Origin of the sequence: Bartonella sp. Raccoon60, assembly GCF_002022585.1 — a bacterium.
In the GTDB taxonomy this organism is placed as follows: domain Bacteria; phylum Pseudomonadota; class Alphaproteobacteria; order Rhizobiales; family Rhizobiaceae; genus Bartonella; species Bartonella rochalimae.
The window spans coordinates 731,296-758,108 of the sequence record NZ_CP019786.1; the positions used below are offsets into that span (position 1 = coordinate 731,296).

At 34.8% G+C, this 26,813-nt stretch carries 17 protein-coding genes; 7 read left to right on the top strand and 10 right to left on the bottom strand.

What is annotated here, in order from left to right:
* Positions 1-25: 25 nt before the first annotated feature.
* Together Bra60_RS03300 and Bra60_RS03305 are read right to left on the bottom strand one after the other, a co-directional pair.
* Positions 26-1,540, bottom strand: a complete 1,515-nt coding sequence (locus Bra60_RS03300) for a Ppx/GppA family phosphatase (protein WP_078688600.1) — start codon at positions 1,538-1,540, stop codon at positions 26-28.
* Positions 1,541-1,572: 32 nt separating this feature from the next.
* Positions 1,573-3,729: an RNA degradosome polyphosphate kinase gene (locus tag Bra60_RS03305; protein ID WP_078698069.1), complete on the bottom strand. Its 2,157-nt coding sequence runs from the start codon at positions 3,727-3,729 to the stop codon at positions 1,573-1,575.
* 340 nt (positions 3,730-4,069) lie between these two features.
* On the opposite strand from Bra60_RS03305, the gene Bra60_RS03310 reads away from it, so the two are divergent.
* Both Bra60_RS03310 and Bra60_RS03315 read left to right on the top strand, forming a co-directional pair.
* Positions 4,070-4,318, top strand: coding sequence for a zinc-finger domain-containing protein (locus Bra60_RS03310; RefSeq protein ID WP_035005726.1), 249 nt, complete (start codon positions 4,070-4,072; stop codon positions 4,316-4,318).
* A 21-nt stretch (positions 4,319-4,339) separates the two neighbouring features.
* Positions 4,340-5,599 carry an FAD-binding protein gene (locus Bra60_RS03315; RefSeq protein ID WP_078688602.1) on the top strand — a complete coding sequence of 420 codons (1,260 nt, stop codon included), beginning with the start codon at positions 4,340-4,342 and terminating at the stop codon, positions 5,597-5,599.
* Positions 5,600-5,854: 255 nt separating this feature from the next.
* Here the strand turns inward: Bra60_RS03315 and dnaE are convergent, their stop codons facing one another.
* Positions 5,855-9,343, bottom strand: coding sequence for a DNA polymerase III subunit alpha (gene dnaE, locus Bra60_RS03320; RefSeq protein ID WP_078689044.1), 3,489 nt, complete (start codon positions 9,341-9,343; stop codon positions 5,855-5,857).
* A 382-nt stretch (positions 9,344-9,725) separates the two neighbouring features.
* Between dnaE and recG the strand changes: the two genes are divergently transcribed.
* Complete coding sequence (gene recG, locus Bra60_RS03325; protein WP_078698070.1) at positions 9,726-11,831, top strand: ATP-dependent DNA helicase RecG; 2,106 nt, start codon at positions 9,726-9,728, stop codon at positions 11,829-11,831.
* 239 nt (positions 11,832-12,070) lie between these two features.
* Here recG and glmS read toward each other — a convergent pair whose 3' ends face one another.
* The 5 genes from glmS to Bra60_RS03350 form a co-directional block, all read right to left on the bottom strand.
* Positions 12,071-13,891: a glutamine--fructose-6-phosphate transaminase (isomerizing) gene (gene glmS / locus Bra60_RS03330; RefSeq protein WP_078688604.1), complete on the bottom strand. Its 1,821-nt coding sequence runs from the start codon at positions 13,889-13,891 to the stop codon at positions 12,071-12,073.
* Positions 13,892-14,070: 179 nt separating this feature from the next.
* Positions 14,071-15,420 (bottom strand): bifunctional UDP-N-acetylglucosamine diphosphorylase/glucosamine-1-phosphate N-acetyltransferase GlmU, encoded by a 1,350-nt coding sequence (gene glmU / locus Bra60_RS03335; RefSeq protein ID WP_078688605.1) that lies wholly within the window; start codon positions 15,418-15,420, stop codon positions 14,071-14,073.
* Positions 15,421-15,434: 14 nt separating this feature from the next.
* Entirely contained in the window at positions 15,435-16,223 is a 789-nt protein-coding gene (locus Bra60_RS03340) for a cytochrome c biogenesis CcdA family protein (RefSeq protein WP_078688606.1), read from the bottom strand.
* A gap of 50 nt (positions 16,224-16,273) precedes the next feature.
* Positions 16,274-17,179, bottom strand: a complete 906-nt coding sequence (locus Bra60_RS03345) for a hypothetical protein (protein WP_371326049.1) — start codon at positions 17,177-17,179, stop codon at positions 16,274-16,276.
* A gap of 117 nt (positions 17,180-17,296) precedes the next feature.
* Positions 17,297-17,620 carry a HesB/IscA family protein gene (locus Bra60_RS03350; protein WP_078688608.1) on the bottom strand — a complete coding sequence of 108 codons (324 nt, stop codon included), beginning with the start codon at positions 17,618-17,620 and terminating at the stop codon, positions 17,297-17,299.
* A gap of 116 nt (positions 17,621-17,736) precedes the next feature.
* On the opposite strand from Bra60_RS03350, the gene Bra60_RS03355 reads away from it, so the two are divergent.
* The 3 genes from Bra60_RS03355 (at position 17,737) to Bra60_RS03365 (ending at position 23,446) form a co-directional block, all read left to right on the top strand.
* The gene (locus Bra60_RS03355) at positions 17,737-18,966 is read left to right on the top strand and encodes a deoxyguanosinetriphosphate triphosphohydrolase (RefSeq protein ID WP_078692369.1); all 1,230 of its coding nucleotides are present in this window, start codon (positions 17,737-17,739) and stop codon (positions 18,964-18,966) included.
* Between the two features lie 2 nt (positions 18,967-18,968).
* Positions 18,969-20,735, top strand: coding sequence for an arginine--tRNA ligase (argS, locus tag Bra60_RS03360; RefSeq protein ID WP_078688610.1), 1,767 nt, complete (start codon positions 18,969-18,971; stop codon positions 20,733-20,735).
* Between the two features lie 167 nt (positions 20,736-20,902).
* Complete coding sequence (locus Bra60_RS03365) at positions 20,903-23,446, top strand: SPOR domain-containing protein (RefSeq protein WP_078698071.1); 2,544 nt, start codon at positions 20,903-20,905, stop codon at positions 23,444-23,446.
* 180 nt (positions 23,447-23,626) lie between these two features.
* On the opposite strand, the gene Bra60_RS03370 is transcribed toward Bra60_RS03365, so the two are convergent.
* A complete protein-coding gene (locus Bra60_RS03370; RefSeq protein WP_078688612.1) occupies positions 23,627-23,878 on the bottom strand; it encodes a hypothetical protein in 252 nt (83 codons plus the stop codon).
* A 273-nt stretch (positions 23,879-24,151) separates the two neighbouring features.
* On the opposite strand from Bra60_RS03370, the gene Bra60_RS03375 reads away from it, so the two are divergent.
* On the top strand, positions 24,152-25,258 hold the full coding sequence (locus tag Bra60_RS03375; protein ID WP_078688613.1) for a branched-chain amino acid aminotransferase: 1,107 nt from the start codon (positions 24,152-24,154) through the stop codon (positions 25,256-25,258).
* A gap of 98 nt (positions 25,259-25,356) precedes the next feature.
* On the opposite strand, the gene glpX is transcribed toward Bra60_RS03375, so the two are convergent.
* Positions 25,357-26,346: a class II fructose-bisphosphatase gene (gene glpX, locus Bra60_RS03380; protein WP_078688614.1), complete on the bottom strand. Its 990-nt coding sequence runs from the start codon at positions 26,344-26,346 to the stop codon at positions 25,357-25,359.
* Positions 26,347-26,813 lie beyond the last annotated feature (467 nt).

Sequence of the window (26,813 nt, forward strand, 5' to 3'; positions counted from 1 at the left end):
TTTGATATTTCACCTTGCAAAGGAATCAAAAAACTTCAAAAACTAAGGGAAATTTAGTTATTTTTGATAATTGCTGTAAGCGTTTATAAGGCCGTTCGCTTATTAAATTTGCATAGCGCGCTGGAATATGTAATACAATATTGTCTAGCTTTTTTTGCCATGATAAATTAGGTAAGATTCCTGCAGTAGAGGCACTAAAAAGATTAGCGATACGCATAATTCCGCCAAGGATTCTTGCTTTTTCGACAATATCGCTAGTTGCTAATTTAAGAATCTCAGGAGCTTCCTTATCAAATGATAAGCCTGTATTACGGAAAAAGACTGCTAATGCAGCATAAATACGTCCCTTATGTGAAATTCCTGGATAAGATCCTAATGCTATCTGGTTAGCTGCTTCATTACCGCGATGATCTGGATGTATACGCCAACCGATATCAGAAAGAAGACAAGCAGCTTTACGATAACGACATTCATTTTCAGTTTCTGAAATTTCAAAAGCTTCAAATGCACCTGTGGTAAAATCAATCAGTTCACTTGCTTGTTTTGGTGAGCGTGCTCTTAAGATAGCCATTTCTAAACATGCTGTAATTAATGGATCAGAAACACGATCTTCTCGTGGTAATTTTGAATAAAGAAAACCTTCGCGAACCCCTGCTCCAGAAAAAACTATTTTTTTTAAATTCATGCATTGAATCAGTTCAATAAGAACAATCGCTCCATACGCTAAAAGCTGACGACGTTTTTTGGGAATAACTGAAATTTCTCTTATTTTTTCAATACCACCATTGATAACAAGAAGCAAAAATTCCTCCATCTCCTGCGCATCAACCTCATAGCCATGCATAACAGGTAATCGATAATTTTTGATGACCATATATAATTTTGCAAGATTACGCCAAGTTCCCCCTACTGCATAAAAGCAACGAGATATATCTTTACGCATAACAATGGAAGATTTACAAAGTTGCTCATGAACAATTTTTTTTGCCAAAATAAAATCATTATTTGACAAATATTGCAGTCGTAAACTACCTAATGGCAACGTTATCCCTTCACATACATTAAAATCATGAATATCAATAAGTTCAAGACTTCCACCGCCAAGATCACCAGACATGCCATTTGGCTGATAAAAAGTAGAAATAACTCCGTAAGCTGAATAAATAGCTTCTTCACTTCCCGAGAGAACATGTATTTTATTTTGTAAAATATTTTCAGCGCTTTGAATAAAAGCTAATCCATTTTTTGCCTCTCGTACTGCTGCTGTTGCTAAAGTATAGATTTCATCTGCACCAACCTGTTGACAAACAGCATAAAATCGTTTCAGTGCTCGTAGTGCCATCTCGATTGATTTTTCTTCCAAAACTCCAGTTTTTGCAACACCTTGACCAAGACCACAAAAAACTTTTTCATTAAATAAAACTGCTGGTGAACGTACGAGGCCTTCATAAACAACAAGTCGAACAGAATTTGAACCAATGTCGATAACTGCAACGGGTTTATACCCTTTCAGCCAACCTTGAGTATTTATATATGTCATTGGATATTTCAGTCTTTAAGTGTTTTCATTTGTTACTGAAGCAACTCAATCAAAGGTGAAGTAGAAGTCTGAAAAAAGTTTTCATACTCGAAAAAAAGCACATTGCTCATAAAATACTCCTGTGCATTAAATAGCTTTTCATCTTTTTGCGGCTTTCTACGTCTTGATGTTCCATCGGCCAATATATCAAAGCTTTGTTGGTTATCAATAATATTAGCCAACATAATTTTTGAAAGAACTTGTTGATGAACTATTTTATTTAAAATTGGAACCAATACTTCAACACGATGATCCAGATTACGAGGCATCATATCAGCTGAGCCGAAATAAACAATAGCATTCTTATTTGGCAAATTCTCACCATTACCAAAACAGAAAATGCGACTATGCTCAAGAAATCGTCCTACTATTGATTTCACACGAATATTATCTGAGATCCCTGGAATACCAGGACGTAAACAACATATACCCCGCACAACCAAATCAATCTGTACCCCCATTTGACTAGCATGGTATAAAGCATCAATAATTTCAGGATCAACCAATGAGTTTACCTTCATCCAGATAGCAGCTATCCGCCCTTGTTGTGCATTGGTAATTTCCTTTTTGATATGTTCAAGAATACGGCTACGCAATGTTAATGGTGAAAATGCTATTTTCATTGGTTTATTTGGCTGTGCGTATTCGGTAAGATAATTAAAAAGCAGCCGAACATCATGAGCAATGTCATCATCAGTTGTAAAAAAGGAAAGATCAGTATACATTTTAGCGGTAATTGGATGATAATTCCCAGTTCCAAGGTGAACATAAAAACGACGACAGTTCTCTTCACATCTTACCACTAAAGACATTTTAGCATGTGTTTTTAATTCAACAAAACCAAAAATTACTTGAACTCCTGCACATTCAAGATCACGTGCCCAACGAATATTAGCCTCTTCATCAAAACGGGCTTTTAATTCCACTAATGCTGTCACCGTCTTACCTCGCTCAGCAGCATGAATAAGAGCACTAACAATCGGACTATCATTTGATGTACGATAAAGAGTTTGCTTGATTTCAATTACATTAGGATCAGCGGCAGCTTGACGTAAAAATTGTATAACAACATCAAATGTTTCGTAAGGATGATGAATAACAATATCTCTTTCACGAATAGCTGCAAAACAATCACCACCATACTCACGAATACACTCTGGAATACGAGGACTATAAGAAATAAATTTTAAATCATCGCGCGGAATAGAAACAATTTCTGAAATCATATTTAGTGCTAACAAACCATTGATAACACTCACACAATTACTAGGTACTCTAAGTGCATCCGTTATGAATTGGCGTAAATTTTCAGGCATTTTCATATTAAATTCAATTCGAATAACTTCTCCACGACGACGTTTTTTTAACGCAGTTTCAAAAAAATGAACAAGATCTTCTGCTTCTTCTTCTACTTCAATATCGCTATCGCGGATAATTCTAAATGTTCCAGCCCCATTGTTATCATAACCAGGGAATAAACGATCAATAAAAAGACAGACAAGATCTTCCAATAAAATAAAACGAAAATTATTTTCCTCTTGAGGAAGAAGAATAAAACGCTTCAAAGTATTAGGAACAGGTAAAAACACCATTATAGAATGCTGATCAACGGGCCGTAATAATTGGAACGCAAGAGAAAAACCTAAATTAGGAATAAAAGGAAAAGAATGTATAGAATCAATAAGAGAAGGTGCTAAAACAGGAAAAACTTCCTTTAAAAAATACCTTTCAAGCCACAATTTTTCAACTTTGGAAAGCTTGTCAGAACAGACAATTTCAATATTATTTTGTTTTAGCTCATAACGTAAGGTACGTAATTCTTGTTGCTGATTAGCTTGCAAATATGCAATCTCAGTTAATACAAAATCCAGCTGTTCCTGCGGTGTACGTCCGTCTGCACTACATTTTGTAATCCCAGAACGAATTTGAGCAGCAAGGCCAGCAACACGAACCATAAAGAACTCATCAAGATTAGTTGCTGAAATTGAAAGAAACTGTACCCGTTCCAATAAAGGATTCTTAGAATTTGCAGCTTCCATTAAAACACGATTATTAAATTGTAACCATGAAAACTCACGATTAACAAATCGCGCTGGATTATCCATCGTTATATCCCGCATAGTAATTTGATCTGTCAGCGTTTGTTTCATATATTCAGTTAAAATTCTTTATATTTTATAGAAACCTTTACAAAATAAAAATCGTGCTCTTATGAAGATAAGATCCTAATTTTATCTATTTTTTATCAAATCTTATAAACTGCAAAAATTTCAAAAGTCCTGGCTCAATCATAATATTCAATCATAATATAATGATTAATTCTCTCCATATTAACTATATGAATATTTTAAAAACAATTGAATCTACCCTCATTTATAAGTTATCTGAAAAAGCATCTTGCATTATAGTATATCATATTACAAATTAATAATTAAAACACATGATTTAAATCATACCTTATTAAGATAATTTATCTGGAGTTTACGCATTATGGCTGATTATAATATTCCGTATTTTCAAAATGATAATGGATACAAAACAATTGAAATTGGTGTAAAAGAATTTATGTGTATAGGGGCTACGCAACCATTCGATCATCCCCATATTTTTCTTGAAATGGGAGCAGCTGATGAAAAAATTTGCCCCTATTGTTCAACACTTTATCGCTATAATCATACACTACCACATAATCAGACAAATCCTACAGGATGTACGTATCATCTCAAAGATTCTTTATAAAAGATTCTCTTTTTCTTTGATATGAAACAGCTAAAAGATCAATCTCTAATTATCATTGGAGCAGGCATTGCAGGACTAAGCTCTGCTTTAGCACTTGCTCATAAAGGAATTGCAAGTACTATTATTGAGAAGCGGAAGCAACTTTATAGTATTGGTTCTGGTATTCAACTTACTCCAAATGCAACACGCATTCTTGACCGTTGGGGAACGCTTAATACACTTATTAAATTAGGTATTAAACCGCGTTTTCTTGAATTAAAAGATGGTATATCTTTGAAAACGCATTTACATGCAGACCTTATTAACTTATCTGAAAAGCGCTGGAAATCTCCTTATATTACAATTCATCGAGCTGATTTACAGAACGTTTTATATAATGCTGTTATTAAGAACCCTCTTATTAAATACAAAATGGGAGAAAGCATCATATCATCTACCCAATCTACAGGGGATAATATTAAAATAAAAACAATCACAATAGAAGAAAAAACTGGAATACAACGATATCAATTTTATTCAACACCACTTCTCATTGGATGTGATGGTGTTTGGTCAACATTGCGACAGTTTTCCCCCTTTCATGAAAAAGCTAGTTTCACTAACTTCATCGCATGGCGAGCAACAAAATCATTTGAGAGTCTTTCTCCAAAATTTTGTTCTTTATTACAAAATATAAAAACAATTACTGCTTGGATGGGACCTAAAAATCACCTTGTTGCCTATCCTATTCAGTCAATAAAAACATTCAATTTCGTAGCCATCACTCATGGAGAAAATCCAGGAAAAAGATGGAAGCAAATAGGAAATAAAGAGAAACTCAAATCTCTTTTTAATGATTGGAATCCAAAAATTCTGCAAATTTTTAATCACATTGATGAGTGGAGCTATTGGCCATTATTTCAAATGAATCATAATCGTTTTTTAGGTTTACAACAGCAAGTCTTTGTAGGTGATTGTGCGCATGCATTTTTACCCTTCGCAGCACAAGGTGCTGCTATGGCAATAGAGGATGCCGCCACATTAGCAGAAGTACTCTCTCTGGATAATCTCTCACTCGCTGAAGCCACTGCACTTTATGAAAAAATACGCAAACCACGTATTACTGCTGTAAAAAAACGTGGAGATTTTAATAGATTTGTCTATCATGCAACTGGGCCGATAGCAATTGCACGTAATTTCTTTATGAAAATTTATACACCAGAAAATATTATGTCTCGCCTTGATTGGCTATACTCTTATGACGCCATGGACTTGACAAAAAATAATATTAAAAAGCATTGAGTAGAAAATTTATAAAAATTATAGTCTCATTGCCTTAAACAACCAAAATTACAATTCTATTTTCATTGTAAATATAAAAAAATTTTAAACGTTAATAATACAATTTGTAAAGCAAATAAAGCGTTTATTTTGCAAATGTCAATTTGCTAATACTAATTTACTTTAATCTTTCAAGCTGACTTAAAATATAATTTTCATAACACTAAAGAAATATAATACTACTTGCTTAAAAAAATAATCTTTATCCTATAAACTTTAGCTTAACTCGACATCAACTACACCAGAAAGAACTTTTATAGCATTGACTACATGGGCATTCACTTTATACCTTTCTGGAAGAGCTATCTCAACTTCTCGAAGTCCGTCCTCTTGAATTAGTACAAGTGCTACCTCTCCTTTGCCTTCAGAATTCAAATTCTGCTCAATTTGTGGTAGCATATCTATTGTTTTTAGGAAAATGCGCATCATTTTATGACATTGCAGTGCTTGTTCTTCTAAGGACTGAATTGTTTCAATACGCAAACTAATTCCTTCAGAGCGATCCTCCGCAATAACTGTAATGATAAAAGATTTTCCAGGCTCCAGCATATCTCCGTATACAGAAAGTCCTTCGGAAAATATAACTGCTTCATATTGCCCACTCGTATCAGAAAACTGAATCACTCCCATTTTCTTACCAGATTTTGTTTTACGAATTTGTTTTGCTACAACAGTTCCAGCAAGCCGGGCAGCAGTAGCTCCCCCTTTAACTGAAGCAGCAAAATTGTTCCAAGTCTGAACACGTTTTTTAATAAGAACATCTTGATACTCACTCAAAGGATGAGCAGAAAAATAAAAACCTATTACCTGAAATTCATAATGAAGTTTCTCAGCAACAGACCAAGGAGATGCTTGAGATAAAATCAAAGGCTCTTTTAACCCACCTAACATCTCAAATATATCAACTTGCCCACTAGAATTATTATCAAGAATACGAAGAGCACGTGCGTTAAGAGTTACCAGGCTTGCTAGTAGAACTTCACGAGCAACATTAAAACAATCAAAGGCGCCAGCGTAAATCAAACTCTCCATAGCACGCTTATTCACAATACGAGGATCAATACGTTCACAAAAATCTTCTAAATCCCTAAAAGGCTTGTCTCCACGACAAGCCACGATATGATCAACGACCATATCTCCTACCCCTTTAACAGCAGAAAGGGAATAATAAATACAATTCTCACCAACTTCAAAAATGCGGTGTGATGTTTGCACACAGGGCGCAATAACCTCAATTCCTAATCTTAATGCCTCACGTCGAAAATCATTGAGCTTATCTGTATTTGTCATATCATATGTCATAGATGCAGCCAAAAACTCTACAGGATGGTGTGCTTTCATATAAGCTGTATGATAAGAAACAATCGCATAAGCGGTAGCATGCGACTTATTAAAACCGTAATCCGCAAATTTTGCTAAAAGATCAAAGATTACATTAGCCTGCTCCTTATCAAGGCCACCATCAACAGCCCCACTTACAAAGCGTGCACGTTGTTCTTGCATTTCTTTATGAATTTTTTTACCCATAGCTCTACGCAATAAATCTGCTTCTCCAAGTGAGTAGCCAGCAAGTTCCTGAGCAATCTGCATCACTTGTTCTTGATAAACAATAACACCTTGCGTTTCTTTAACTAAATGGTCTATTTTAGGATGAATAGAGGTAATTTCTTCTTCTTTATGTTTGCGTATATTATATGTCGAAATATTCTCCATCGGACCAGGACGATAAAGCGCTACAAGAGCAATAATATCTTCAATACAATCTGGCCTCATACCAATAAGTGCTTTACGCATACCAGCACTTTCAACTTGAAACACGCCAACTGTTTCACCACGTGACATCATAGCATAAGTTGCTTCATCATTAAGGGGAATATGAGATAAATCTACCTTCGTGCCTTTTCGTGCGACAAAATCAACAGCCATCTTTAAAACAGTAAGCGTTTTTAAACCTAAAAAATCAAATTTTACCAATCCAGATTGTTCAACATATTTCATATTAAATTGAGTTACAGGCATATCAGAGCGTGGATCACGATACATCGGTACAAGCTCTGATAATGGACGATCACCAATAACAATCCCTGCAGCATGAGTAGAGGCATGACGATAGAGTCCTTCTAACTGAAGTGCTATATCTAACATACGCGCAATAACAGGGTCCTTTTTCTTTTCTTCTTCAAATTTTGGTTCATCTATAATAGCTTGTGCTAACTCAATATTACTACCAGGAGTAGCAGGAACTAATTTTGTCAGATAATCTACCAGACGATAAGGTACCTCTAAAACACGACCAACATCACGCAATACTGCACGTGCTTGCAATTTACCGAATGTAATAATCTGAGCGACTTGATCGCAGCCATATTTTTGCTGAACATAACGAATAACTTCTTCGCGTCGTTCTTGACAAAAATCGATATCAAAATCTGGCATAGAAACACGATCTGGATTAAGAAAACGTTCAAATAAAAGAGAAAAACGTAAAGGATCAACATCAGTGATCGTTAGTGCATAGGCAACAAGGGACCCAGCACCAGAACCACGCCCTGGACCGACAGGAATATCATGAGCTTTTGCCCATTTGATAAAATCCGAAACAATGAGAAAATAACCAGAGAATTGCATCCGCGTAATAACTGAAATTTCATAATTAAGCCGCTGCTCATAATCTGCAATTGTATAGCCTTCTGCTAAACCAATTGTCTCAAGACGCATTTTTAAACCGGCTTTGGCTTGATCTAATAATTCCTTAGCTTCTGCTTCTAAAACAGAGGATGTATCTGCAGATCGCTCTATAAAACCAGGCAAAATCGGTTTTCTAATTGGTGCATAAGCATGACAGCGTAAAGCAATTTCAACACTATTTTCCAAAGCCTCCGGAAGATCAGAAAACAGTGAAACCATTTCATCTTGTGACTTTAAATAATGATCTGATGTCACACGTTTACGATTTGGATTAGAAACAACTTGCCCTTCCGCAACAGCCATGAGCGCATCATGAGCAGCATATCCTTCTTTATTGAGAAAAAATGCCTCATTAGTAGCAACAAGAGGAATCTCATAGGTGTAAGCTAGTTCAATAAGCGCTTCTTCCACTTTCCAATCATAAGAACCATGCCGTTGTAATTCAACATAAAGACAATCACCAAAAATTTTCTTCAAATAAGTTAAACGCTCAATAGCTCGTTCTTTTTTATCTTCAGTTAAAGCCAAATTAATAGGCCCTCCTGGTCCACCAGTTAAAGCAATAATTCCTTCATGGTGTCTTAAGAGAAAATCAGCTTTAATATGCGGAAGATCCGTATCATTCTTATCAAGATATGCACGACTAACAAGCCGAACCAAATGCGAATAACCTGTTTCACTCGCAGCAAATAATACAATGGAAGAATAATCAGAAGAATGACGCAATTTAGTTAAAGGTAAATTACAATTTTCATCACAAAAATCAATAGCAAGCTGACAACCAATAATAGGTTGAATACCATCAGAAAAACAGTATTGTGAAAACTCTAAAGCACCAAATAAATTATTTGTATCCGTAATAGCTATGGCAGGCATACGATCAGAAATGGCGTGCTGAATGATTTGTTTGACTTTTAAAGCACCTTCAAGAAGTGAATAAGCTGAGTGTACCCTCAAGTGAATAAAGCGAGGGAGAGAGTTTTTATTATCGGGTGTTTTTCTTTTTTTTCCTGACACTTGCACTATTTCCCATTAAAATAGATACCAAATTGCAATTTTTATTTTTGTAAACGATCTTTGACTTACACCAAAGCCACAATCCTAGCACTCTAGAATATCCAAAAGACATACTAATTTCATTGATATCAATAAATGACCACCAAACAAATAGCTATAGCCACAATAAAAAAATATATAAATAAAATAGAGTAGCATATAAAATGATTAATGTTGATTATCTTTTTATCATGTTCTTAATTTTCTTCATTATCGGACTATTTAATTCCATAACCCACATCTTAAGAAAACAATAATGCAACTATTTTTATATACTGAGTGATTTATCTTCAAAAAGTTCTTTCTAAATACTAGAAAAAAACAAAGAGAGCTAAATTTTCGTATGCGTCCAAGCCTTCTGAATCCCCTTTTTACCTCTATTAACACCCTCGCTGGAGTTAATACAAAAATATGTTCTTTATTTGCTAAAGTTTTAAATATTAATCTTGTGCAACGCGAACCTACTCTTATTGATCTTCTTCGATTGATGCCTCATTCTGTTATAGACCGCAGAAAACAACCCAATATTTCTTTCGCACAAGAAGGAGATATTGTTACTCTTGAAATTATTATCGATCAACATATACCACCAACGAATCACAGTCGAGCACCTTATCGTGTCATTGGTTATGATCGAACAGGTACAATAAATTTAATATTTTTTCACGCCCAACGCTCTTGGCTAGAGAAGCAATTGCCAAAAGGGAAAAAAGTAATCGTATCAGGTAAAGTAGAACGGTTTAAGGGGCAGCTTTCAATGATTCACCCTGATCATATACTTTTTTATGAACAACTCGATCAGATGCCATTTATTGAACCGATTTATCCCTCTACTGCAGGGCTTTCCACAAAGACACTAAGACGAGCAACGAAAAAAGCCCTTGATTTTATTCCTTCTTTGCCAGAATGGATAGAAGAAAGTATAAAAAAGGAGCATAACTTTTCTTCTTTTGCTGTTTCTTTACGCCGTATTCACGACCCTATCAATCCTGATGATCTTACCCTAGAAAGTACAGCGCGTAAGCGTCTTGCTTATGATGAATTTTTTGCTAATCAAATAGCTCTTGGCCTTGTACGCCTAGAGACTAAATCACTTTCAGGTACTTCTCGCCCACCTACAGGTGCTTATACTAAAAAACTACTTGAAATCCTACCCTTTCAGCTTACAAATGGACAAATAAAAGCAATTAAAGATATCGAAAATGATTTAGCTTCACCTGAACCCATGTTAAGGCTTCTTCAAGGTGATGTGGGAACAGGAAAAACCGTAGTTGCACTGATAGCGATAGCTCAAATTGCTGAAAATTCAGGGCAATCAGCCTTAATGGTTCCAACAGAAGTTCTTGCTCGACAACATTTTGCTACAATCGCTCCCCTTGCTGAAAAAATCGGTTTACAAACAGCCCTATTAACTGGGCGAGAAAAAGGAAAAGTGCGCGCAAAAATTCTTGATACTATTTTATCAGGAGAAGCTTCTATCATTATCGGTACCCATGCTTTGATACAGGAGCATGTCACTTATAATAACCTTGCTCTGGCTATTATTGATGAGCAACATCGTTTTGGTGTACATCAACGTCTTACCCTTACTGCAAAAGGCAATAAGCCTGACATGCTTGTTATGACAGCAACTCCTATTCCACGTACGTTGATACTAACATCTTATGGTGATATGGACGCATCAAAAATTACAGATAAACCAATTGGGCGGAATCCTATCACAACTGCAACAATTCCTTCAGAACGGATAAATGAACTTATAGAACGAATTGCTACTGCAGTACAAAAAGAAGAAAAAATTTATTGGATCTGTCCTCTTGTGGAAGAATCCAAAACTCTTCAGCTTACTTCTATTGAAAATCGCTTTGCGAGCTTACAAAAACGGTTTGGAACTCGTGTCGGTATGATACATGGAAAAATGTCTACTGATGAAAAAGAAACCGTAATGGCATCCTTTAAAAATGCTAATATATGCATTTTAGTTGCAACTACAGTCATTGAAGTAGGAGTTGATATTCCTGATGCTTCAATTATTGTTATCGAGCATGCGGAGCATTTTGGTCTTGCACAACTACACCAATTACGTGGACGTGTTGGACGAGGAAATAAAAAATCCTCCTGTATTTTACTCTATAAGGGCCCTCTCACCAAAACAGCTGAAGCACGTCTCAATATCATGCGAAATACAGAAGATGGTTTTACAATTGCTGAAGAAGATTTGCGTCTACGAGGTGAAGGCGAATTATTAGGGACACGACAATCTGGTATGCCTGAATTCTATATAGCAAACCTTACAGTCCATCGTAATCTTTTACTTATAGCAAAAAAGAATGCGAATTTATTATTACAACGCGATCCTAATCTTTCTTCAGAACAGGGATATGCTGTGCGCTTACTTCTTTATCTTTTTGGACGCGATGATGCTCTTCAGCTATTACGTGCAGGTTAGTTTTTTAATAATTTTATCAACACAACCAACAAAAAATCAACTGTTGAACAAGATTTTCACCCACTTCAATAAGCATAAAGAGAGCATATCCTCCTGTAAAGAGCAAAAAGCTTATTAAAACACTCTGGTCATTGTTGATGATATATTTAAAAGTCATTTTGATAAAATAAAATGTTTTTATATATCAGTTGCAGATACTGATTTATCATTTCTATAATTCTTAAAAAATAAATCATTTTTTACTCAACGGTCACTGATTTTGCTAAATTACGTGGTTGATCAACATCTGTTCCCAACAAAACAGCTGTATGATAAGCAATTAACTGAACAGGCAAAGCATAAATAATAGGAGCAATAAACTCTGGAACATCTGGTAAAATAATAGTCGATAAGGAAGAAAAATGAGTTGCTGCTGCTTCTCCTCTTTTATCCGTTATCAAAATAATATGGCCATTACGCGCAGCAACCTCTTGCATATTAGAGAATGTTTTTCCAAACCATCTATCATAAGGGGCTACAACAATAACTGGTATTTTTTCATCAATCAGCGCAATCGGCCCATGTTTTAATTCACCAGCAGCATAACCTTCAGCATGAATATAAGAAAGTTCTTTCAGTTTGAGCGCTCCCTCTAAAGCAATTGGATAAGAAGTGCCTCGCCCAAGATAGAGTACACCTTTTGCATTTACTAAACTACGACATAATTGTTCAATTTTTTCATCCAGCTTTAAAACTTCATTTAAAATCCTAGGAACTTCTGCTAATTGCTGAACCAATTGCTGTTCTGTTGTTTTTGAAAGATATCCACGCTGTTTAGCTGCACTAAGTGCCATTGCAGCAAGAGTGGATAATTGACAAGTAAAAGCTTTTGTCGAAGCAACACCAATTTCTGGTCCTGCGAAGGTTGGTAAAACAAAATCAGCTTCTCTTGCCATCGTTGATTGCATAACATTCACAACTGTTGCCGTTTTTACACCAAGATTTCGGCAGTAGCGTAAAGACGCTAAAGTATCAGCCGTTTCACCAGACTGGGAAACAAATACCGATAACACATCAGATGTTATCGGTGGTTCACGATAACGGAATTCAGAAGCTACATCATTATCGATACTTAAAGCAGCAAAATTTTCAAACCAGTAACGCGCAACTAAAGTTGAATAGTAAGCTGTCCCACAACTAGCGAATAATACTCGATTAATCTTGCTCCAATCGATCAAACTTTCAAGCAGAATACCTTGTCTAAAATCAAGATAGTGCGTCAAATTATATGAAATAACTTCAGGCTGTTCAAACATTTCTTTACGCATAAAATGACGATGATGACCTTTAGAAACGAGCAAAGACCCTTCAAATAAAGTCGTAATAGGGCGCTCTACTTGCCGATTATCCGTATTGTAAATTTTTATTCCTTCACGTTTGATAACTGCATAATCTCCATCTTCCAGATAGCTTATACGATTTGTAAATGGCGCTAAAGCAATCGCATCAGACCCCACAAAAAACGCATCTTTACCATAACCAATCACTAATGGTGGTCCAGAGCGAACAGCAATCATAAGATTGTCTTCACCTTCAAAAATAAGAGAAAAAGCAAAAGCACCCTGGAGTTTTTTCCAGCCTGTGTACGTTGCTTCTTGTGGAGAAAGACCATTTTTCAATTCGCGTGTAATCAAATGAGCAATAACCTCCGTATCCGTTTCTGTTTCGAAGGTATAACCGTCCTCAACGAGTTCCTTTTGTAGTTCTACAAAATTTTCAATAATGCCATTATGAACAACTGCAAGTCTCTCAGTCATATGAGGATGAGCATTTCGTTCTACAGCAATCCCATGCGTAGCCCAGCGAGTATGACCAATTCCTAAATTACCTTCCAGAGGTTTTTTTCCTAATTTTTCTTCTAAATGAACTAATTTACCTTCAGCTCGAACACGATGAAGACGCCCATTATGCACTGTCGCTAAACCAGATGAGTCATATCCCCTATACTCAAGACGCTTCAAGCCATCAATCAAATGGGATGCAACAGATTTATTTCCAAGAATTCCAATAATTCCACACATTAAAAAGCTCCAATTTACACCCCAAATTGATAATAAACATTATAAAAAATCAAACGATCTACATTCTAAATCTAAACAGCCTATAAATTATATAAATTGATATGGCATGGTCATAAATAAGAACAAGTGTCTCCATAATTATTAGATCACTATTAAAACTGAGAAATAAATAAAAACAATTAACTCTTTTTTTTATTTGCTGATAAACGCTCACGTAATTTTTCTGCACGATCCTCTTTTATAATCTGCCGTGCACGCCCCAAAGCCATACTGTCAGCGGGAACATTTTCAGTGATAACACTTCCTGAAGCGATATAGGCTCCTTCCCCTATGATCAAAGGAGAGACAAGTGCTGAATTAGAACCAATAAAAGCATTGTCTCCAATCACAATTTTATGTTTGTTAAAACCATCATAATTACAAGTAATTGTACCAGCTCCAATATTAGTATGCTTCCCAATTTCTGCATCCCCGATATAACTCAAATGGTTAATCTTGGAACACTCTCCTATTTTTGCTTGCTTAATTTCACAAAAATTTCCAATCTTAACCGATCGTTCTAACTCTGTTCCTAGTCGCAAACGCGCATAAGGTCCAATCTCTGCACCCATACCAATCACAACACCTTCTAGATAACTAAATGCGTGAATAACTGCACCAGATTGCACTTTTACTCCTGATCCGAAATAAACATTTGGTTCAATCACAACATCTGATTCAACCTCTGTATCATAAGAAAAATAAACACTTTCTGGCTTTAATATTCGAACACCAGATAACATGAGATCGCGCGCTTTACGTTTTTGCCATAAAACATCAACCTCAAAAAGCTCAAAACAATTATTAATTCCTACAACATTATCAAAAGGCACTTCCACAACCTGAATGTTTAACCCCTCACAAGCTGCAATAGAAACAATATCTGTTAGATAATATTCTCCTTTCAAATTGTTATTATTAACTTTATCTAGAAGAGAAAGAGCATACTTTCCCTTAATGGCCATTATTCCACCATTACAAAAAGAGATTTTTTTCTCTTCATCGCTTGCATCTTGTTCTTCTACAATCGCAATAATCTTACCATCTTTATTGAGAAGACGACCATAACCTGTTGGATTAGAAGTATAAAAACCAGTGACAACAACATCTGCTCCCTTAGAAAGTTGTTCACGAATTTTGACCAATGTATTTTGCTCAATTAAAGGAGTATCTCCAAAAACAATGAGAACATCATCCACTTCTTTTTCCAAAGCAATTCGTGCAGATAAAACTGCATGAGCAGTGCCTAGTCGCTCTTTTTGCTCAAAAATCATCGCATTTTTTACAAATGATTGTACAGTTTTAGTAACATCTTCTACACCAACCCCTACAACCACTGCTAATTGTGAAGAATTTAATAATTCTATTTGTCTTATCACGTGACACACAAGTGGTAACCCAGCCACTTTATGGAGGACCTTAGGAAGAGACGATTTCATACGCGTCCCTTCACCTGCTGCGAGAACAATAGAAAGACAACTTCTAACCATAAAAGCACATATAATTAACGAAAAAATCCAAATAAATTTATAATATCATGCCAACTAATCGTTTCAATATTACCTAACGAAGGATAATTTTCTAAAAGCCAAAAAGATAAATTTTGCATAGAACCTGTCAAAAATAAAATACCTGTAATAATCAGAAAAATACCTATAATTTTTTCAACTTTTCCTAAATAAACACGAAAAGCCCCTAAAAATCCCATGAAGCTACTTGAAAACAAAGCTGCTAACAGAAAAGGTACTCCAAGACCCAATGCATAAACACCCAAAAGCATAGCGCCTTCACTTACGGTTTCTTTCGTTCCTGCAAGCGTTATAATAGGCCCTAAAATTGGACCAATACATGGTGTCCAACCAAATGCAAAAGCTAACCCAATAATATAAGCTCCTAAAGGTCCAGCAGGCGTTTTTCGTGTTTGAAAGCGCGCTTCACGCAATAATAAACCAATCTTGAAAAGCCCTAAAAAATTTAAACCAAAAATAATAATGATAATTCCAGATGCAATAGCAAACCAATCACGATAGTAACCGATGAATTTGCCAAGTGTACTTGCACTTGCACCCAAGAGAACAAAAACAGTTGTAAACCCAAAAACAAAAGCAATAACAGAAGACAAAAGTACTAAGCGTACAGATGCTCTTCTATCTTGTTTTTCTGATCGAAAATCGTCAATGCTAACACCTGCCATATAGCACAAATAAGGAGGAACTAATGGCAAAACACATGGTGATAAAAAAGATAATGCACCAGCAAAAAAAACACTTAATGTTGAAAATTCTATAACCAAAACTTTAAATATCCCCTTTAACAATTACAATTAACATCCAAGATAATGAATCACTCCATTGATTCATCAAATTGCTGTACATTTTGCGAATTTGCTATAACATTTACATCTTTATCTTGACCAGAAACTACCGAAAAAACCTTTCGATAAATTTTGTCTTTATTTTTAGCAATAGCAATATAATCACCTTCTACTAAAACAAGCAAAACATAAGCACCAACTGTTTCATAAATAATATCACCAGAGTCATTAGTGATAGACCAGCTTGTATCTGCCAGCGCTTCTCCTCCCTCTTGACGTACTAACTTTAAAATAATTTGAGCAGCTTGATGTTCAAGGGTTACTTCAGTAATTTTACCAGCTTCTACCTGAATATCTGAACGTATAATGGCATTAACTGAACCATAATGAGAAACAACACGATAATGACCAGCTTTTAAACGCACCATCGATTGTGGTTTAACATTTGCTAAGATTACACCCGTATCATCATTTTCTCTTTCATCCTCATATATAGTAAAACGCAATTCTTTTTCATTGATTATGCCATTAAATAATGTGCTATTTAAAATAATACCACCCGCATCAAGGTTAAAATTTTTAACAAGGTGTTGTCTATTCTCTAAACTTACACGTTGCACAACACTTGCATGACCAAATGAAACATGAACAAGATAGCTCCCTGGTTTTAAATCAAAACGTGCGGAACCACCTTCATAAGTTGCAACCAATGGCAATTTATTGTCGCTTCCCAAAATAGGCGCATAAACACGCCACACTAATCCGCTCATAATATTTTCACTCTTATTTGTTAGTTGAGCGTGTAATATAAGCTGCGAGTATGAATCACCCTCTTCATGATCATGAGAATCCATAATAGAAGTAACTAATTCTTTTCCTTGATTCCTTTGAAATTCTCCTTCTTCAGAAAAGGTGACATTACTCCAAGTCAACAAGATAAATGTTATTATCAACCACAAAATCTGGTATGATTTTTTTATAAAAATTTCCATTTTCACATTGTTGATCAAATTGGTAATCTTTTCAAGGAGTAATATAGAAAAGTAATTATTCTAAATTGAAAAGCTCACACCACAACCACATGATGAAGCAGCGTTAGGATTATGAATTTGAAAAGATTGCCCCATAAGATCATCGACAAAATCAATTTCAGCTCCCTCCATGAAAGGAAAAGATATTGAATCAATAAATACAACCGCTCCATCTTTTTTAATAACAAAATCATCTTCTTTACTTTCAGAGACCAAATCATACTTATAAGAAAAGCCAGAACATCCTCCCCCTTCAACAGAAATACGTAAAGCTGTTTTTCCAGGTTGCTCTGCAAGTATCTGTGCAATTTGTTTGGCAGCAATATCTGAAATATTTACACTCATACGCTACTAGATCCTTGAATTAGTGAACTCAATTGTAAAGAAAGAGTATCCAAAATACATAGAATTTTGTTAATAATAAATGATTCTAAATTTAAGGTGAGAACGGATAACTTGCAATGGATATAAACAATATCAATTACAATTATCAATCTCGAGCGGTATATAGCACGAATCCTCAAAAAAGCCGTGGCAGACTATTTTATGAGGCAGAAAGTACGATACGTACACCTTTTCAACGTGATCGTGATCGTATTATTCACTCCAATGCATTTCGACGTCTTAAGCATAAAACTCAAGTTTTTATTGCTGATGAAAGTGATCATTATCGGACACGTTTGACCCATTCAATCGAAGTTTCTCAAATTGCACGTACATTAGCCCGTGCACTAAATCTTGATGAAGATCTCGCAGAAGCAATTGCCCTTGTGCATGATTTTGGGCATACACCTTTTGGCCATGCAGGAGAAGATGCTCTGAATGAAGCAATGGCACCTTATGGAGGTTTTGATCATAACGCACAAACACTACGGATTGTTACAAAACTAGAACAGCGTTATGCAGATTTTGGCGGATTAAACCTTACCTGGGAAACACTTGAAGGACTTGTGAAACATAATGGTCCTCTTTTAGGTCCTCATTCTAACAATAAAAATGTTTCTATCGATATTTTACACTATAACGCACAACACAATCTTGAGCTTAATTGCTATGCTGGACTAGAAGCGCAATGCGCAGCAGTTGCTGATGATATTGCTTACAACGCTCATGATATCGATGATGGTCTACGTTCGCACTTTTTAACAATTGATCAGTTCGAGCAAGTTTCCTTGACTGCTTCATTATTAAAAGATATCGAAAAAAAATATCCTAAACTTGACCAAACTCGACGCGGATATGAATTAGTACGTCGACAAATAACAATCATGGTTGAAGATGTAATCGAACAATCACAAAGAAATTTATCTTTTATCAAACCAAAGAGCACAAATGATGTTTATCAAGCGAAACAAACTATTATTACCTTTTCTCCAAGAATGGCTACTCAAGAAAAGCAATTAAAGGATTTTCTCTTTCAAAATCTTTATTATCACAATAAAGTTCTTGTACGTCGCAACATAGCGAAATCTATTGTACAAAAATTATTCAACTGTTATTATGAAAATCCAAACTTATTGCCTGAAAATTGGTACATTAAAATAACTAATTTAACCGATCAAGAGTTAGCGCGGCTTATTGCTGATTTTTTATCAGGTATGACCGATCATTATGCTTTGCGTGAATACCATCGGTTATTTAAGCATACAGATGATTTCGATTCACTATTTCGAATACAACATGGAATTTGAACATGAATGTTTTTAAGAATTTCGAAAATAAAATTAAAAAATTAATCGAATTATCTGATATAAAAGGAAAAAATGGTGAAATCTTAGATTTATCAAAAATCGTTGCTGACCCTCCACGTGATGCTTTACATGGCGATTTATCAACAAATGCTGCTATGGTACTTGCTAAATCTGTTGGACTAAATCCACGTGCTCTTGCTGAAAAAATTATAAAGCTCCTCAATAGTGATCAATCTGTTAGCGACATTGATTACATCGATATAGCCGGCCCTGGATTTATTAATATAAAATTTAAACAATCATTTTGGCAAAATGCCTTAAAGTTAATGATTGAAAAAGGAATATCCTATGGTCAAATTGAAATAGGACAAGGAAAAAAAATCAATATCGAATATGTTTCTGCAAATCCAACCGGGCCTATGCATGTTGGGCATTGCCGGGGTGCTGTTATTGGAGATGTTCTTGCTAATTTGCTTCAGTTTGCTGGTTATGAAGTTACTAAAGAATATTACATCAATGATGCTGGTGAACAAATAAAAGTACTCGCCCGTTCTGTAATGTTGCGTTATCGTGAAGCACTTGGACAAACAATCAGTGAAATTCCAGAAGGGCTTTATCCAGGTGAATATCTCATACCATTGGGGCAATCTCTTGCCAAAAAATTTGGTGACAAATTATTAATTATAGATCAAGAAGAAGCTTTATCTACAATACAGGAACACGCAATTGATGCAATGATGGCAATGATTCGCAAAGATCTAGCCGCTCTTAATATTTATCATGATGTCTTTTTTTCGGAACGCACGCTTTACGAAAATAACGCACAAGCCATCCGTAGTACTATTACTGATCTTACTTTAAGTGGTTATATCTATAAGGGTATACTGCCACCACCAAAAGGGAAAAACGTAGAGGATTGGGAACCACGCGAACAGACCTTATTTCGTTCAACTGACATTGGTGACGACCAAGATCGTGCTCTAATTAAATCAGATAATTCTTATACTTATTTTGCAGCTGACGTTGCTTATTTTCGTGATAAATTTAATCGCCACTTTGATGAAATGATTTACATTCTAGGCGCTGATCACACTGGTTATGTAAAGCGATTAGAAGCTGTAGCAAAAGCAATTTCTGGAAATAAAGCCAAACTAACTGTTCTCTTGTGTCAGTTAGTGAAACTTTTTCGCGATGGTCAACCCGTACGCATGTCCAAAAGAGCTGGATCCTTTGTTACTCTTCGTGATGTTGTAGAAGAAGTTGGCCGTGACCCAGTTCGTTTTATGATGCTTTATCGTAAATGCGAAGCACCTCTTGATTTTGATTTCGCAAAAGTAACAGAACAATCGAAAGATAACCCGGTTTTTTATGTACAATATGCACATGCACGTTGTCATTCAGTCTTTCGTCAAGCGCAAGAAGTCTTCCGTACTGAAAATCCTTCAAATAGTACAATGATTGCGCATCTTGACCAATTAGTCGATGAGAATGAAATATTGTTAATACGCAAACTCACCGAATATCCACGGATCATTGAACAAGCCGTCATTTACAAAGAACCACATCGATTAGCGTTTTATCTTTATGACCTTGCATCAAACTTCCATGGACATTGGAATAAGGGCAATGACAATCCTAATTTACGTTTTATTAAACCTGATAATAAAGAATTATCACTAGCCAGACTTGGATTAATTCAAGCTATTATTAATATTTTATCATCAGGGTTCACAATTATTGGAGTAAAAGCACTAACAGAAATGCGTTGAAAAAGTTCTATAAATATATAAAATGAGCATTTGATTTAGAATATTTTTTGTATATTCTTTAATTGGTAAAAACTTAAATTTAATATACAGTAAATTAGTTTAATATACAATGGAATGGAATTAATAGTTGTACATAAAAAAATGCAGATTTTCATGCGAGAAAACCTATGAGCGATAATGATCGCAAAAATCCAGAGGAAATGAAACAAGATCATGAGCATTATGATCCGGTGGAAAGGCTTACGCAGATTTTCAATTCAAATTTAGAAAATAAAAAAAAGAATGCTCAGAATCCTGATTCTTCATTAAAATCGGAACATTTGGAATCTGAAAATTCTGGAGACTCTTCTTCATTTGATTTGCCTTTTCTGGAAGAAATTACTGAAAATAATTTAGCTGGCGAATTACCATTTGATGACAATGAACAATGGGCTCCACAATTAAATACCGACAACCAAAGCTATAGGAATGTAGCCGAATATTCTCCTCATAATGAAGAACAAATTTTAAATACACTTTCTCCATTACCTATCCCAAGCTCTCAGACAACACAAAACACCTCAGAGACTGTCAATATTAACTCCTCTTTTGAAACCAATAATTTCAATGCACAAATACAAAATTCTTTTCCTGATGAAGTGAGTACACAAAGTAGATATATATCTTCTAATGCAGCTCTTTATAAAGAGGCTAAGACTCCTTTACAAATGCAAGACCAACAGTCAGATATTTATAGTGTCAAGCCAAAGTATGCTTATCAGAAAAATACTTACAATACATCTGTAAATTACTCATATGAAAGACCAACTACTCAACAAAATTTTGTTGAAGATCGTCAAGTTAATATACCAATTTCCTCCACGGATACGCGTATATTTTCTTCATCTGTTAATACAGTTTCAAATATAAACGGCGCTACAATGGATAAATCAACGAATGTTTCATCTATGATGGATTCGTCACCCACTGATAAATCCGTTAGTTTAGAAGACTTTTCACAAGAACAGCATATCATTAATCATAATGAAACAGAACCTTTAAAAGAAGATAATGAAACAAAATATTCATTATATAATAATGCTCAAATTCAATATATTAAAAATGATAATCATAGTATTAAAAATAACTCTCAAAATAATGAACAAAGAGAGCAATATAACCAAAACAATTTAAATTATACACAATCCTCATTAAAGACTTTTAATATTGCACAAACTAATAGTTTTCCTATAGAAAGCTCTTCGCATAGCGATAATTCTCCTCCTAATGTTGATACCTATAAATTTGCAGAGGAAATAGTAGAACAGACTGAACCAATTATGGTCTCAGAAGTTTCATATGAAGAACCAAAATACGATGTATCTAATGATGATTTAGAAAAAGAATTTACTGATGTATTCGGCGTAGGTAGCACTATAACCAAAAATTTTTCTCAAAAACAGCAAAGTGAAGTTTTTTATCCTGCTAAAAAAAATCTAACAGCGAATTTACATATAAATACTCAAGAACCAAATACCAACTATTCTTCTCCTGAGAATGGGAAACATTATTACTCTTCTTTTCCTGAAGATTCACAATATGGATATGCAAATGAGATACCTGCTAATACATTAGAAAATTCTTCCCCAAAAAGTTTTTCTATTGTAGGAATTCTCTCTAAAAGTCTTGCTTTTCTTATTTTGGCTGCAATTGGTCTTGTCAGTTATGTTCACTTTTTTATGTTATCAGACACGAATGAAAGTCCAAATATTATTCGTGCTGATAATACGCCTTTTAAAGTCAAACCAGAAATAACCGAATCTGAAAGTAATATTACGCAGAATTTAGATCTTTACAAACAGATAACCGAAAAAAATGAGAAGCAAGAAAATGCGCAGCAATTTCTTTTTGATAATTCTGAAGCACCTGAAGATTTAACAGTGTTAAACAAGAAAGGATCCGAAAATCCTATAGCTTCTTCTCTTAATGAAGCACCATCAGAAGATTTAACAGCGTTAAATAAGAAAGAACCTGAAAATCCTACAACTTCTCCCCTTAATGAAGCTTATGTTGAAGATGCAATTACTGCAGCGCTTAATCATACTGTTCCGACACATGAAGTTAAAACTGTTGTTGTAAAACCAGATGGTACAATTGTAGTAAATCCAGTTCACTACAAAAATGAAGAGCCTTTTGCTCAATCTGAAGTGACTAAAAAAACTGTATCTGAACAATCTCAAAAACAATCATCTGTTTCTTCACAATTACCTGATGTAAAGAACAATGAAAACAATCAAGAAAAAACGCAACATACTCCTACAACTGATATTGACCACATTATCACAGAGAGTAATGCTATCTCTACTATTCAAGAAAAAACTCGAAATTCACTTATACCAATTCCTTCACCTGCCCAATTGAATTCAAAGATTCCAATGCCAACTTCCGCTCATTCAAATTCTTCAGGACAAACAGCAGTACAAAATGGTGAAAAATATTATGTGCAACTTTCATCCCAACCCACTCCTGAATTAGCACAAAATTCTTTGAGAAAAATAAAATCTAAATTTGGATCTATTATTGGTTCTCGGCCATTAAATATTCAATCTGCCCTCATATCAGGGAAAGGTACCTACTACCGTGTTCGAATTCAAACACAAAACCGTAATGAAGCTGTAAGCCTTTGTGAAAATATCAAACAATCTGGGGGAAGCTGTTTTATCACAAACTAAACAAATGTAATGACAGCCTAAACAACTGTCATTCTATTTTATTCGTTCTCTTCTCTTTCTCTAGATGTTATAGTTAATATCAAAATTATTCTTTAGGATGCTTCATTTTCTTTATTTGTGTCAATCTCATTTTTTATCTATACAGAATCTACTTTATAAAATGATAAAGTATCGTTCTTTTTAAGGTATCGGAGGCACTATTGAATTTTGTGTTGGATTCGTTGTTGTCTGATTTACTCCTGTCTTATTCCTGTTAGGGATATTTTCTGATGATTTATTCCAAAAAGACCCTAAAAAAGCGACAATAAGCCAAATAAAGAGAAGAGAAAGAATAATAGTAAAAATACTTTTACCAATTGAATTAGACCATTTACAGTTTCTTTTTTCTACAGCTTTCTGCTGATCATATATTGGATATTTTTTTTCAATCATAGCGAATTCCTTTACTTGTTAATCATAATTCAATGATAAAAACATTTACAGTATCTCGAAAAACGCTGTGTATATATAAAAGTTCCAAACTCCTTGATACGAATTATAATCAAAATTCTAATAATAGAATATCTATTAATAGTTGCTAGAGTCTATATTATATGATGAAAATATTGACATAAGAAAATTGCCAATAATAATATTATTATAGAAACTTTTTATTATCTTGCCAAAAGATATAGAAATAAAATTTTGTTTCAGAAAGTTTAACTTATGAATTCTCCTAAATCATCATTTTTGTTTAAAATAGATAAACATCCTTCACCTTTATCAGATAAAAAGCGTGAAGAAATTCTGAAAAGCCCTGGTTTTGGTCAATTTTTTACAGACCATATGGCTCTTATTAAATGGACTAAAGATAAAGGTTGGCATGATGCTATTATTTCTCAATACAAACCTTTAGAAATTAGTCCATCAAGTGTCATTTTGCATTATGCGCAGGGAATCTTTGAAGGCTTAAAAGCATATCGAGCAAAGGATGGACGTATTTTACTATTTCGCCCTGAGGCTAATGCACAACGTTTTATGGAATCAGCAAAACGATTAGCTATGCCTGAATTACCAAAGGATATCTTTTTGGATGCAGTGAACCAATTAGTAAAAATTGATCAAAAATGGGTTTCTAATCATCCAAATGCTAGCCTCTATTTACGCCCTTTTATGTTTGGCAACGACAGCCTATTGAAAGTTCATCCTTCTCTAGAATATATCTTTTGTGTCATAGCATCTCCAGCTGAATCATATTTTACAGGACAAAAAACAACTATTAGCGTATGGCTCGAAACAGACTACAGCCGTGCTGGCCCTGGTGGTACAGGAACTGCTAAATGTGGCGGAAACTATGCAGCAAGCTTAATCGCACAAAACAATGCAACTCAAAATAATTGTAGTCAGGTACTTTTTCTTGATATGGTTGAACGAAAATGGATTGAAGAACTTGGTGGAATGAATATTTGCTTTATTATGGCTAATAATATACTTGTAACACCTGCACTCAACGGTACTATTCTAGCAGGAATAACGCGTCATTCAATTTTGAAGTTAGCACAACAAATGGGTTTAACAATAGAAGAACGCCCTTATTCTTTTGATTCACTGAAAGAAGATGTGCAAAATGGTCACCTTAAAGAAGCTTTTGCATGTGGCACAGCTGCTGTTATAACAGCAATCGGACGTATTAAATATAAAGGTGGAGAATGTATCATCGGAAATGAAGTATATGGTGAGATTACAGAAGAACTTCGCGCACAACTTATCGATATACAAAAAGGAAATATAGAAGATAAAAACGGCTGGGTACGCTCTGTGCAATTATCATAGTATCTATAATAAAAAACAAAAATATCTTCAAAAATTTATAAAGATATATTTCTCTAATTAATGCGTCCTTATTTTTATGCAATATCAGCTAAAAATCATCAGCCAAATTTCAACTGATTTCTATGTTGTGTTCTAATATTTCGAATTGTACCAGTATGTGAACGCATTACAAGACTATCTGTTTGAATATAATCACGAGTAAATTTAACACCAGACAACATATTACCATCAGTTACACCTGTTGCTGCAAATAAAACATCACCCTTAGCCATTTCTTCCATTGTATAAACCTTATTAGGATTCTTAATCCCCATCTTGGCAGCACGAGCAATTTGTTCTTCTGTATTAAATTGTAAACGTCCTTGCATTTGTCCACCAGTACAACGTAAAGCTGCCGCAGCTAATACACCTTCTGGTGCTCCACCAATACCCATATAAATATCAATACCTGTTGCCTCTGAATCAGTTGTATGAATAACAGCAGCAACATCTCCATCACTAATTAAACGAATTGCTGCACCAGTCATACGCACTTTATTAATCAATTCTGCATGACGAGGCCGATCCATAATGCAGACAGTAATTTGATTAACATCTATTCCTTTGGCTTTTGCAAGAGCATGAATATTATCGGCAGGATTCGCATCTATATCAACCACTCCCTTTGGATAACCAGGACCGATAGCTATCTTTTCCATATAAACATCAGGAGCATAAAGTAAATTCCCTTTTTGGGCAATTGCAATCACAGCAAGTGAATTAGCAAGATTTTTTGCACAAATAGTTGTTCCCTCAAGTGGATCAAGAGCGATGTCAACAGCTACTCCATTTTGAAGTCCTACTTTTTCTCCAATATAAAGCATAGGAGCTTCATCACGCTCTCCCTCACCAATTACAACCATGCCATCAATAGGTAAACAATTAAGTTCTCGACGCATCGCATCCACAGCAGCTTGATCGGCCGCTTTTTCATCACCACGTCCTCGCCAACGCGCAGCTGCAACAGCGGCATACTCAGTCACACGTACTAATTCAAGGGTTAAAATACGATCGAGTCCATTTAAGATCTTTTGAGTTGATTGGGTCATATAAAAAATCCTATTGAATTAGTATTCACAAAACGACATTAGCATTTTATTCTTAAATATCAAGAATACAGCTTTTGCAAAGATGAAAGATTTTCACAAGAAAAAAACTATAATCTAATTCCTCTTAGTACTCATTAACTAACCTGGGAATCTTTATATAGGATTGTAGCTTGTAAATATTTATCTGCTTTAATGAACTCTTTTCACTTTATATACATTATTTTCAGCTTCGCGATGCGTATTTTCTTCCAGCTTATTTACATTATATAAACAGTAGCTTGTGATTGTTTTATTAATGGATCAGTAAACATATAATCGCCATACTTCAGTCAATTGTTCTATAAACAATTTTCATTTTTATTAAAAAATGCAGATGCAGATCTTCTTGAAATGACTTTTTATGTTAGTAATGCTTTTTTATGAATCAATCTACAATAACGAATAAAATAATACTCAAAAGTATATTA